Below are 12109 nucleotides of genomic sequence, written 5' to 3'. Positions count from 1 at the left end.
TGCAGCAGCTCCAAGATTGAATTTTATGGGGAAAAATGATACGATTACGTATATATTTTAAGAATGGCCTTCAAGGTTCGAGGGATGTTTGCCGAAAGGGGAATGGGACATGGAACTGCGCGTGCTGAAGTATTTTTTAGTCGTTGCCAGAGAAGAGAATATTACGAAGGCGGCCAAGATGCTGCACATCACGCAGCCTACCTTGTCGCGCCAGCTCATGCAGATGGAGGAAGAGTTCGGTGTGTCCCTGTTCAAGCGCAGCAAGCACAGCATCATACTGACTGAGGAGGGCATGATACTGCGCCGCCGGGCCCAGGAGCTCGTCGACCTGGCCGAAAAGACGGCGAAGGAAGTGTCGCGGCAGGACGAGGTCATTTCCGGCGAAATCGCCATCGGCTGCGGCGAGACGAAGAATCTGGAGCCTATGGCCAAGGTCATGGCGGCCTTTCAGCAGGCCTATGGAGAGGTGCAGTTTACCTTGTATACGGGCATTGCCGACGACGTGAAGGAGCGCATCGAGCAGGGAACCCTCGATTTCGGACTACTCATTGAGCCCGTAGACGTGAGCAAGTACAGCTACCTGCGCATGCCTCTCAAGGACCGCTGGACCGTGCTGATGCGGCAGGATCATCCCATGGCGGCGAAGGAGGCCGTCGAGCCGCAGGATCTGGCCGGGCAGCGCCTCATCATGCCGGCCCGCTTGTCCGTAAAAAATCAGGTCGAAGCCTGGCTGGGGCGATGGCAGTCCGACGTGCGCCTGGCCGTGTACATGAATCTGTCGGCATACAACAAGATGGTCCTGACGGACAACGGCGTCGGCCTGGCCTTGGGGCTGGACTTCGACACGGTCTTGCCGGGCTTGTGCATGCGCCCTATGAAGCCGTTCATCGAAAACGGCAGCTACATGGTCTGGAAAAAGAACCAGTTCTTGTCGCCGCTGCTGGAACGGTTCATCGAGTTTACGGAAGTATATCTGCAGGAGCACTATGGAGCGCAGCGCGGTGAATAGGGCACCGGCGTCTGGACAAAGGCGTTTCACCGGGCGGGCTTTGCTTTTGCCGTCGTCTTACTTGTTTTTTCCATTCCATCGTAGTATGATATATATGTAAAAAATACATAATATATTTACATTAATATATTTAGTCTTTGAGGCAAGGTGAGAAAGGGAAATCCTTTCAGAGTCCTGACCGGCGGTGATAGTCCGCAACCTCCTGAGGGAGCTGACCCGGCGAAATTCCGGGACCGACAGTATAGTCTGGATGAGAAAAGACTTCGGGCGTGGCACAGGTGTGTTTGCCGTGCCGTTCTCAAGTGCGAAAAGGCTGGATGTATTCCGGCCTTTTTTTGATTTGCCGCAAGATAGAAGGGCAGGTAATGGATATGGAAAAGAAATATTATTTGGGATTTGACGCCGGGACGCAGAGCGTAAAGGTCGCCGTGTACAGCGAGGACATGGAATGCGTAGCTATGGATACGGCCAAGACGACGCTGTATTATCCTCACCCCGGCTGGGTGCAGATGGACGTAGACGAATATTACCGCCTCATCAAGCAGTGCATGGCGTCGTGCAGCCGCCAGCTGGAAGAGAAGGGGATTTCCCCAGCGGCAGTGCGGGCCATTATGGGCGACGGCATCATCTGCGGCATCGCCGGCGTCGACGCCGAAGGGAACGCCGTGACGCCGTACGTCAACTATCTGGACAGCCGCACGGCCGACGACGTAGAAGCGCTGAAAGAACTCAAGCTGGATATCTGGGCGGCCGAAACGGGCAACGCTGAGCCCAACGTCATGTTCCCGGCTATGTTTGCTCGCTGGTTCATGAAGCATATTCCGGCCTTTAAGGAAAAGGGCGTCAAGTTCGTCCACAACTGCCCGTACGTCCTCATGCATCTGGCCGGATTGCAGGGAGAAGACGCCTTTATCGACTGGGGCGCTATGTCCGGCTGGGGCCTGGGCTACAACGTCGTGACCAAGGAGTGGTCCGATGAGCAGCTGCGCATCCTGGGCATCGACAAGAAATACATGCCGCGTATCGTCAAGCCCTGGGACATTATTGGACATCTCTGCGAAGACGATGCTCTGGAAACGGGCTTCCCTGCCGGTATTCCCATTTGCGCCGGCGCCGGCGATACGATGGAATCCATGATGGGCAGCGGCATTCTGGAAGCGGGCAAGGCCGTCGACGTAGCCGGCACGTGCGCTATGTTCTGCGCCGCCACGGACGGCATCATTCCTGAATTGTCCGTACCGGGCAGCGGCCTCATCTTCAATTCGGGCACCTTGCCGGGAACGTATTTCTACTGGGGAATGGTGCGGACCGGCGGACTGGCCCTGCGCTGGTTCAAGGATTCGATTTGCCGCCGCGAAGACGACGACTACTATGCCGAGCTGGACGTGCTGGCAGCACGCCATACGGCCGGCTGCGACGGGGCGATGTTCATTCCCTACCTGACGGGCGGCAACGGCGATTTCCCCCATGTGCGCGGTACCTTCACGGGCCTGACCCTAGACTCGGACCAGGGGGCGATGTGGCGCTGCGTCCTCGAAGGCATCGGCTACGACTACATGGAAGTTACCGACCGGTACCGGGCGGCAGGCATCGACCTGACGACCCTGACCATTACGGAAGGCGGCAGCCGTGACGATTTGTGGAATCAGATCAAGGCTGACATGCTGGACACGCAGGTATCGACGCTGCGCGTCGCCGGCGGGGCCGTGCCGACAAACTGCATCGTAGCCGCCTACGGAGCCGGCGATATTGCCGACCTCAAGCAGGCTCTCCAGCGGCAGCTCGCCGTTCACAAGACCTTTATGCCGAATAAGGACAACACGGCCATGTACAGGCGGCAATACGAACAAAGACGCCATATCTTGCAGGCCTTAAATGTCGGCGAAGGGCAAAAAAATGAATTGTGAAAAATTACATAATCTGGTATGACCAACGTTCATAATATAACGTAGTAAACGGCGCTTTTGGTATCGAATGATGAAATAAAAGTATTGGACATGGTTTATGTATTAAAAAAACGTATACATAATATGCAGTTTTTTGGAAAAATCGCGTTTTTTCGGTAGATTTTTTTGGAAAACGTGATATACTATGAGTGTAAGCAGTGAAACTTATTTTAATATCGCGCGTGAGTTTTTGAAAAGAACTCGTGAAAAAAATCACGCGAAATAAGGAGGAGTTTAACATGTTTTGTAAAAAGGTAATGGTTATTGGCGCAGGCACCATGGGTTCCGGTATCGCTCAGGTATTTGCTGTTAACGGTTGCGAAGTCGTTTTAAATGATATTAAAGACGAATTCATCGCCGGCGGCAAAGCTAAAATTGATAAAGCCTTGACGAAATTGGTCAGCAAGGAAAAAATGACGCAGGAAGAAAAAGACGCCGTAATGGGCCGCATTTCCGGTTTCGTTACCCGCACGGCCGACAACATGAAAGACATCGACCTCGTTGTTGAAGCTGCTATCGAAGATCTGAAAATCAAATCGGCTATCTTCAAAGAATTAGACGAACTCTGCCCGGAACACACGATCCTGGCCAGCAACACGTCCTCTTTGTCCATCACGCAGATCGGCGCAGCTACAAAACGTCCGGACAAAGTTATCGGCATGCACTTCTTCAACCCGGCTCCGGTCATGAAATTGATCGAACTCATCAACGGCATCGCTACTTCTGAAGATACGTTCGCAAAAATCAAAGAAGTATCCGAAGAAATCGGCAAATCCCCGGTTAAAGTTGCAGACTTCCCGGGCTTCGTAGGCAACCGCGTCGTTATCCCCATGATCAACGAAGCTATCCAGGCTTTGATGGAAGGCGTAGCATCCAAAGAAGATATCGACTCCGTATGCAAACTGGGCTTCAACCATCCGATGGGCCCCTTGGCTTTGAGCGACTTGATCGGCAACGACGTTGTCCTTCACATCATGGAAGTTCTCTATGAAGGCTTCGGCGATCCGAAATATCGTCCGTGCCCGCTCCTCAAAACGTACGTCAACGCCGGTTACCTCGGCCGCAAGACGGGCAAAGGCTTCTACGACTACACGAAATAATAGGCGAGCAGTACAAACACAACTCTATAAGCAAGCAATGTAAACTCAAGCGATTTATATTTGTCAGGCAGTGGGCGTGAGTATTCACGCCCCTTGTTTGCACGTCCTACGTGTGAATATATTATTTTGGGAGGGTTCTAATTATGGACTACAAAAACATTCTTTACTCGGCAGAAAACGGTATTGCAACGATTACGATCAATCGTCCGAAAGCTCTGAACGCCCTGAACACGGAAACGGTTTCGGAATTAAGAGACCTCGTCGGCAAAATCGCCGCTGATTCCGAAATTAAAGTCGTCGTTATCACGGGTTCCGGCAGCAAATCCTTCGTAGCCGGCGCAGATATCGTTGAAATGTCCACGAAGAATGCAGTTGAAGGTCGCGCATTCGGCAAAATCGGTCAGGATACGTTTACGGAAATCGAAAACATGCCGCAGCCGGTTATCGCTGCTATTAACGGCTTCGCTTTGGGCGGCGGCTGCGAACTGTCCTGCGCTTGCGACATCCGTTATGCTTCTGAAAACGCTAAATTCGGTCAGCCCGAAGTTGGCCTCGGCATTACGCCGGGCTTCGGCGGCACGCAGCGTCTGCCCCGTGTCGTTGGCCGCGGCTACGGCAAAGAACTGATTTTCACGGCTGGCATGATCGACGCTCAGGAAGCATATCGTATCGGCCTCGTAAACAAAGTTGTTCCTCAGGAAGAACTGATGGATACCGTATATGCATTGGCTAAGAAGATCGCGAAAAACGCTCCGATCGCCGTACAGCTCTCCAAAGCAGCTATCAACCGCGGTATCAACTGCGACGTTATCACTGGTATTGCTTATGAAGACGAAGTATTCGGCCTTTGCTTCGCTACGGAAGACCAGAAAGAAGGCATGGGCGCTTTCGTTGAAAAACGTAAAGCTACGTTCACAGGCAAATAATATCCTTGATATTGCCATATGAATAAGAAAAAACCGTATCCTCGTCAGAGGGTACGGTTTTTTTGATAGGCGAATTAGTCTTTAAAATAGGGCTTGAACACGGAGCGGTTTGGTTCCTTGCGGACCTTCTTTTCTCCGCTGCGGCGGAACGTTCCCGACGCGTTGTCGTTTTGCTTCCGCGGCGCAAAGTGACGGCGTTTCGTATTGCCGCTTCGATAGTCTCCGCTGCGTTCGCTCCGGTCGTTTCGTTCGGAACGGTCGTTCCGGTCGTGACGATAGTCGCGGCGGCGGTTTTTGTCGCCGTAGGGACGGCGGGAGCGGTGGACGCGCAGGGGCGCTTCTTCCGTAATGTTGACCGGCGTCGTGTCCGGCTCCTTCGTGAGCAGCTTGATGGCTGCTGACAGGAGGGCGACAGAGTCGAAGTGGGTGAGAAGCTCTTCGGCGTTGGCCCGGTAGATGCTGTAGTTGTCGTCTTCTGTCGCGGCGACGAGACGGCGGATAGCCGCCTGCTGGGCTCCTTCCAGGGCTTCCGAGAAGGTCGGGGCCTTGCGGCGGGCGATGCGCCGTTTGATGAGCCGTTCGATGGCCCGCAGGTGGTCGATTTCGCGGGGAATGACGAAGGTCGTCGCTTCGCCGCTCTGGCCGGCCCGGCCTGTACGGCCGACGCGGTGGACGTAGCTTTCCGGGTCCTGGGGTAAATCGTAGTTGAATACGTGGGTGACGCCGCTGATGTCGAGGCCGCGGGCGGCGACGTCGGTGGCGACGAGGATATCGATAGTCTTTTCGCGGAATTGGCGGATGACCGTGTCCCGTTTAGCCTGCGTCAGGTCGCCGTGAATGCCTTCGGCGGAATAGCCACGCTTTTTCAGGGCTTCGGACAGCTCGTCGACGCGGCGCTTGGTACGGACGAAGATGATGGCCAAATCCGGCTCCTGCAGGTCGAGAAGGCGGCAGAGGATGTCGAATTTCTGGCGGTCCGGCACTTCGATGTAGGACTGCTCGATGAGGTCGATAGTCACTTCCTTGGCCTTCATGCGGACGATCTGCGGGTCATGGAGGAAGGTTTCCGCCAGCTGCTGAATGGGCTTGGGCATGGTAGCCGAGAACAGCAGGGTCTGACGGGTGCTGGGCGTGGCGGCCATGATGAGGTTGATGTCTTCGATAAAGCCCATGTCCAGCATTTCGTCGGCTTCGTCGAGGACGATCGTCGAAATATGGCTCAGGCTGATGGTGCCGCGCTTCATGTGGTCGATGAGGCGGCCCGGCGTGGCGACGACGATCTGCGGCGATTTGCGCAGGCGGCGCAGCTGTCGTTCCATATCTTGTCCGCCGTAAATCGGCAGGGCCTGGATGTGGGTGAATTGGGCCAGGTGGTTGAGCTCTTCGGCGACCTGCATGGCCAGCTCGCGCGTCGGCGACAGGACGACGGCCTGTATTTCCTTCGACGGCTCGGACGCTAATATTTTTTCTAATACGGGAATGCCGTAGGCTGCCGTTTTGCCCGTGCCGGTCTGTGCCTGGCCGATCATATCGCAGCCCGACATGGCGACGGGGATGGCGTTTGCCTGAATCGGCGTCGGTTCTTCAAAGCCCATTTCGTTTAAGGCGTTGAGAATGACGTCGCTAATTTGTAAGGTTTGAAATTTTTCTAACATGTATGCCTCCTTTTGTATAACTTATTTATTATATCATTAGATAGATTAAAAGAATAGAGGGGGGCTGCGTTTTTGCGGCAGGAGAAATGGCTGGATTTCGTATTGAGCGGCGGCGGAATTCCTGTTATAATGAAAGAAACGAATGTTCGCAGAAAGGGAGGATACGATGATGGATTTGCTGCAGGGGCTGAACGACGCCCAGCGTCAGGCCGTGACGACGACGGAGGGCTGCGTGCGGGTCATCGCCGGCGCCGGCTCGGGCAAGACGCGGGCCTTGTCGCACCGGTTTGCCTTTTTAGTCAACGAGCTGGGCATCTTGCCGGGCCACATCCTCTGCGTCACCTTTACCAACAAGTCGGCGGCGGAAATGCGCCGGCGCATCCACAACCTGACAGGCGACAACGACACGGGCTACGTCAATACGTTCCATGGATTCTGCGTATCGGTCCTGCAGGAAGACAGCCACGCCGTCCAGTATCCCAAGAATTTTCTCGTCCTCGATAATGCCGATATCGACGCCATGCTCCAGATGATTTACGAAGAACGGGGGCTGACGCTGCGCAATATGACCTTTTCCGCCGCCCGGGATATGATAGAAATGCGCAAGCTCGTCCAGGAACCGGAATATTACGCCGACATGATTACGATGTCTCTGGAGCGGCTGAAAAAGAAGTACGACGAAGCCTCGTCGGCTGCGGACATCATCTTCTACGGCTATTTGTATCAGGAAAAGAAATGCTTCGGCCTCGATTACAACGACCTCATCAAGTTTTCCCTGTATATTTTCAAGGAGCACGACGACATCCGGCTGAAATGGCAGCGGCGGCTGGAATACATCATGATCGACGAATTTCAGGATATCGACCTGCTCCAATACGAGCTCATGAGCGTGTTGTGGGGCTATCACAAGAATTTATTCATCGTCGGCGACCCGGACCAGACGATTTATACGTGGCGCGGCGCCAACGTGAAGTATCTCCTCGAATTCGACAAGGCCTTCCCGGGAACGAAGACCATTCTGATGATGGATAATTACCGCTCGACGCCTCAGATTTTGGCGGCAGCCAACTCTCTCATCGACAACAACATGTGCCGTATGGCCAAGTCGCTCCGGCCGACCTTGCCTGACGGCGACGCCGTAGTCTGTCATTTTGCCGAAAGCCCTCAGGATGAAGGGCAGTGGATGGCCGGGCGCATGAAGGCCTTGCGCGAACGCGGCGTGCCTTACAAAGACATGGCCGTCCTGTATCGGGCCCATTACGTGACGCGGACTGTGGAGGAAGCGCTGCTGAAGGAACACATACCCTACGTCATATACAGCGGCGTCCAGTTTTTCAACCGCAAGGAAATCAAGGACGCCCTCAGCTATTTGCGCATCATCGCCTATAAAGACGACTTGTCCTTCCGGCGGATCGCCAACGTGCCGAAGCGCAATCTGGGCAAGCGGCGCATGGCCTTTCTGCAGGAATACGCCGACGCCCGCGGCTGTTCTCTTTATGAAGCCTTGGTCGAAACGATGGATGACGGCCTGTTTAAGGGGACGAAGGCCCGCCAGTTCGTAGATCTCATCGAGTCCTTTGCCGCTGAATACGAGGGCCGGCCCGTGTCGGAGGTCCTGTCGGCAATCCTTGATACCAGCGGCTACGAGAAAGCCCTTCGCACCGAAGGCAGCCAGGAGCGGCTGGACAACCTGGCCGAGCTCAAGCAGGCCGTGTACGAGTATGAAACGACGTGCGGTGAGGAAGTCACGTTGGAGCATTATTTATCCCACGTGGCCTTGCTTACCAACGCCGACGCCGCGCCGGATGACGATAAGGTCAAGCTCATGACGGTTCACGCTGCCAAGGGGCTGGAATTTCCCTACGTGTTCCTGTGCGGCCTGAACGAAGGCATTTTCCCGTCGCGGAAGGTGCGGACGATGCAGGCTATGGAGGAAGAGCGGCGGCTGGCCTTCGTAGCCCTGACGCGGGCTGAAAAGGGATTGTATTTGTCCGAAGCGGACGGGCAGCACTTCGACGGTGCAGTCCGCTATCCGTCGCGGTTTATTCTGGATATGGGCCCGGAAGTGCTGGCCTATGACAATCCGCCGCCGGACAGCCTCGTCCGGGCGACTCGGGACTACATCGAGTACAGCGGAAAATACTGGCCCGACCGGGAAGGCGAAAGGCCCTTTGCTTCGGGCCAGCGGGTACGGCACGCCGTCTTCGGCGAGGGGACTGTCATCGACGCCGATATAGACCGGCAAGCCTACGTCGTGCAGTTCGATGCCATGGATACGGCGCGGATGATTTCGTTCCGCGTGAAGCTGGAAGCCCTGTAACTCAGGGAAAGGGTTGTTGCAGAAGAAAGAAGGAATACGCCTATGAACCCGGAAAAAATCTATCCCCGTACGGGAGATAGGGAGACTGTCTACTTAAAGCATGTCGTAACGAATCTCAACATATAAATTGGAATTTATGGAGGTAATTTTATTATGAGTAATAAAGACATAGCAACAAAAGAAGATTTAATGAAAGTAATAGATATATTTGACACAATTGGAATTGCATATTGGTTGGACGGTGGATGGGGTGTAGATGTTTTAGCAGGTAGACAAACAAGAATTCATAGAGATATAGATATAAATTTTGATGCCCAATATACGGAAGAGTTATTAGAGGTGCTTTTAAATCTGGGCTATACGATTAGTACGGACTGGAGTCCTGTTAGGATAGAATTATATAGTGATGAGCGTGGTTACTTAGACATTCATCCCTTTGTTTTAAATGAGGATGGGACTTCAAAACAAGCGAATTTGGAGGGAGGTTGGTATGAATTTGAAAAAGACTACTTTGGTTTCGCTTTTTTTGAAGGGAAAACAATTCCCTGTACATCCTTAAAAGGGCAAAAAGTTTTCCATTCAGGGTATGAATTACGAGATAAAGATATGCATGATATCTCCATTCTTGAAAGTTTATCAAAATAGCATGGAGGCAACTTCTTAAGATATATTTTATTTTTCTTAATGCCAATCATATGCGGATTCCTGTATTTACCTATCCCTTGCCTGTGATCTGGTTGGTTAGTATTGTTGCTCTATACATACGGCATGGCGAATATTTCTATGACGGGAATGAAAAAGCTGCTGGGAAAGGTAGGTGATGCGCTTTCCAGCAGCTTTTTGACGGATATGTTGTTTTTTTTACGTCGTGATTATCTTTGCGAGCGGCCTGGGAAATTAGGCTCCCAATACGTCGACGGCCTCAGCGGCCATGGGTTCGCCGCGGGTCAGGAAGGGTTCCCGGCTGCCGTCCAGCTCCTTGTTCAGACTGCGAATCCCGGATGAATGGCCGGTGCGTCGCCTATGTCACATTCGGCGCTGCATAAAGATAACCCAGACCATGGCAGGTTCTGCTGCGGTCTGGGTTTGTCATATCTGCTTATTTTTTATTTTTCTTGCGCGAGGCGAAGTCGCCGCAGGCCTGGATGAGGTTGACGCCTACGATGAGGATGATAATCGTCGCCAGCATGACGTCGGCGCGGAAGCGCTGGTAGCCGTAGCGGATGGCGATGTCGCCGAGGCCGCCGCCGCCGATTGCGCCGGCCATGGCCGAGGCGCCGATGAGGTTGACGACGAGGACCGTAATGTTGTTGATGATCGTCGGCAGGGCTTCGGGAATGAGGACCTTGCGGATGATCTGGAAGGGCGTGGCGCCCATGGATTCCGCGGCTTCGACGAGGCCGAAGTCGACGTCGCGGATAGACGTTTCAACGAGGCGGCTCAAAAAGGGAATGGCCACGATGGTCAGGGGCACGCAGGCCGCCGTCGTGCCGATGGACGTGCCGGCGATGATGCGGGTCAGAGGAATGATGGCGACCATGAGGATGATAAAGGGAATCGAGCGGATGATGTTGACGATGGTGCCCAGTATCTGATTGATAAAGCGGTTTTCCAGAATATGGCCCCGGCTGGTCGTGACCAGCGTAATGCCGAGGGGAATACCGATGATAGCGGCGATGACCGTGGAAACGGCGACCATGAAGACCGTTTCCTGAATGCCTTGGAGCATTAAATTAATGATTTCTTGGGACATATCCTAAAACCTCGCTTCCAATAGGTAATTCTTTGATATATTCAAATGCTTTTGCCTGTTGTTCCATAGAACCCATGATGACGACGATGAGATAGCCGAAAGGTTCGTCCTGAATGTAGTCGATATTGCCGTAGAGCACGCTGACGTAGGTGTGGAAGCGTTGTACGACCGATGCGACGACGGGTTCGTTCGTAGCCGCTCCCTTGAAGCGCAGGCGGACGAGCATATCGTAGCCCGGCGCAGGCTGATCCGTAATGCCCATCTTGGCGATGCCTGCGGGCAGTTCCATGTTGATGACCGATTTGACGAAGTCCTTCATCGTCTGGGACTGGGGATTGGTAAAGACGTCGACGACGCGGCCTGCTTCCTTGATGACGCCGCCCTCAATGACGGCAACGCGGTTGCAGATTTCCTTGATGACTGCCATTTCGTGGGTGATGATGACAATGGTAATGCCCAGGCGCTGGTTAATGTCCTTGAGCAGCTCGAGGATGGATTTCGTCGTCTGCGGATCCAGGGCCGACGTGGCTTCGTCGCACAGGAGGATGTTCGGGTCGCTGGCCAGAGCCCGGGCGATGCCGACGCGCTGCTTCTGGCCGCCCGACAGCTGGGCCGGGTAGTTGAACTGCCGGTCCGTCAGTCCGACTAATTCCAAAAGGTCGGCGACTTTTTTCTGGATGGCTTCCTTCGATGCGCCGATGAGCTCCAGGGGGAAGGCGATGTTGTCGAAGACCGTCCGCGACGAGAGCAGGTTGAAATGCTGAAATATCATGCCGATATGCTTGCGTTCCGCCCGCAGCTGGGCGTCGGTCATGTTCGTCAGGTTCTTTTCGTCGATGATGACGTTGCCGCTCGTCGGCCGTTCGAGCATGTTGATGCAGCGGACGAGGGTCGATTTGCCGGCGCCGCTCTTGCCGATAATGCCGAAGATTTCGCCGTCTTCAATGGTCAGGTTGACGCCTTTGAGGGCGTGGACCTGGGCCTTGCCGTCGTAGGTTTTGGTAATGTTTTCCAGTTTTATCACAATATCAACTCCTTGATTCAGTACGAGTTCAACCCGGTGGCAGTACAACTAAAAAAGCCGTCAAACAGATGACGGCTCGGTATTTCGTGTATGTCGCTTCATCTGCCGGAATACTCCGTTGGAATTGGCACCTTCCCTGACGGGGGTTGCCGCAGCGTCATGGGGCCAGTCCCTCAGCTGCTCTGGATGAACTTGTATATTTGGTTGTTGCTTAACATATTATCACTAAGGAACGGGTGTTGTCAAATGCAAGAGGTATCTCGCCGTGTAAAATAATAAGAAAACAAAAGAAATAGGCGCGGCCTGTGGCCTGGGATTTTCGTAAAATTGCAGAATATACACAGGAAAATCGGAATATTTTTCTAAAAATATAGTT

At 53.7% G+C, this 12109-nt stretch carries 10 protein-coding genes and 2 riboswitches; of the genes, 7 read left to right on the top strand and 3 right to left on the bottom strand.

Going from position 1 to position 12109, the window contains the following annotated elements; all coding sequences use genetic code 11:
- Window positions 1–109 precede the first annotated feature (109 nt).
- The 4 genes from E0L13_RS08795 (at window position 110) to E0L13_RS08780 (ending at window position 4981) form a co-directional block, all read left to right on the top strand.
- Complete coding sequence (locus E0L13_RS08795; protein ID WP_095629651.1) at window positions 110–1009, top strand: LysR family transcriptional regulator; 900 nt, start codon at window positions 110–112, stop codon at window positions 1007–1009.
- A gap of 129 nt (window positions 1010–1138) precedes the next feature.
- Window positions 1139–1275, top strand: a riboswitch (FMN riboswitch).
- A gap of 99 nt (window positions 1276–1374) precedes the next feature.
- On the top strand, window positions 1375–2916 hold the full coding sequence (locus E0L13_RS08790) for an FGGY family carbohydrate kinase (protein ID WP_240924703.1): 1542 nt from the start codon (window positions 1375–1377) through the stop codon (window positions 2914–2916).
- A gap of 278 nt (window positions 2917–3194) precedes the next feature.
- Window positions 3195–4055: a 3-hydroxybutyryl-CoA dehydrogenase gene (locus E0L13_RS08785; RefSeq protein WP_087477468.1), complete on the top strand. Its 861-nt coding sequence runs from the start codon at window positions 3195–3197 to the stop codon at window positions 4053–4055.
- Window positions 4056–4198: 143 nt separating this feature from the next.
- Window positions 4199–4981, top strand: a complete 783-nt coding sequence (locus E0L13_RS08780; RefSeq protein ID WP_087477467.1) for a short-chain-enoyl-CoA hydratase — start codon at window positions 4199–4201, stop codon at window positions 4979–4981.
- 74 nt (window positions 4982–5055) lie between these two features.
- On the opposite strand, the gene E0L13_RS08775 is transcribed toward E0L13_RS08780, so the two are convergent.
- Window positions 5056–6636: a DEAD/DEAH box helicase gene (locus E0L13_RS08775; RefSeq protein WP_168061842.1), complete on the bottom strand. Its 1581-nt coding sequence runs from the start codon at window positions 6634–6636 to the stop codon at window positions 5056–5058.
- A 166-nt stretch (window positions 6637–6802) separates the two neighbouring features.
- On the opposite strand from E0L13_RS08775, the gene E0L13_RS08770 reads away from it, so the two are divergent.
- The 3 genes from E0L13_RS08770 to E0L13_RS08755 all read left to right on the top strand — a co-directional run bounded on the left by E0L13_RS08770 (window position 6803) and on the right by E0L13_RS08755 (window position 9961).
- On the top strand, window positions 6803–8956 hold the full coding sequence (locus E0L13_RS08770) for a UvrD-helicase domain-containing protein (RefSeq protein ID WP_168061840.1): 2154 nt from the start codon (window positions 6803–6805) through the stop codon (window positions 8954–8956).
- Window positions 8957–9109: 153 nt separating this feature from the next.
- Entirely contained in the window at window positions 9110–9601 is a 492-nt protein-coding gene (locus E0L13_RS08760) for an aminoglycoside adenylyltransferase (protein WP_168061838.1), read from the top strand.
- Between the two features lie 138 nt (window positions 9602–9739).
- Entirely contained in the window at window positions 9740–9961 is a 222-nt protein-coding gene (locus E0L13_RS08755; RefSeq protein WP_168061836.1) for a hypothetical protein, read from the top strand.
- Window positions 9962–10055: 94 nt separating this feature from the next.
- Here the strand turns inward: E0L13_RS08755 and E0L13_RS08750 are convergent, their stop codons facing one another.
- Together E0L13_RS08750 and E0L13_RS08745 are read right to left on the bottom strand one after the other, a co-directional pair.
- The gene (locus E0L13_RS08750; protein WP_168061834.1) at window positions 10056–10709 is read right to left on the bottom strand and encodes a methionine ABC transporter permease; all 654 of its coding nucleotides are present in this window, start codon (window positions 10707–10709) and stop codon (window positions 10056–10058) included.
- Window positions 10690–11733: a methionine ABC transporter ATP-binding protein gene (locus tag E0L13_RS08745; protein ID WP_087477462.1), complete on the bottom strand. Its 1044-nt coding sequence runs from the start codon at window positions 11731–11733 to the stop codon at window positions 10690–10692. Before E0L13_RS08745 ends, E0L13_RS08750 begins: the two co-directional genes overlap by 20 nt.
- A gap of 95 nt (window positions 11734–11828) precedes the next feature.
- Window positions 11829–11926, bottom strand: a riboswitch (SAM riboswitch).
- Window positions 11927–12109: the final 183 nt, after the last annotated feature.

It is taken from the genome of Megasphaera sp. SW808, assembly GCF_012027795.1.
GTDB lineage: Bacteria > Bacillota > Negativicutes > Veillonellales > Megasphaeraceae > Megasphaera > Megasphaera stantonii.
The sequence above is the reverse complement of the archived record's forward strand: the minus strand, read 5'-3'. Positions and strand labels throughout refer to the sequence as shown.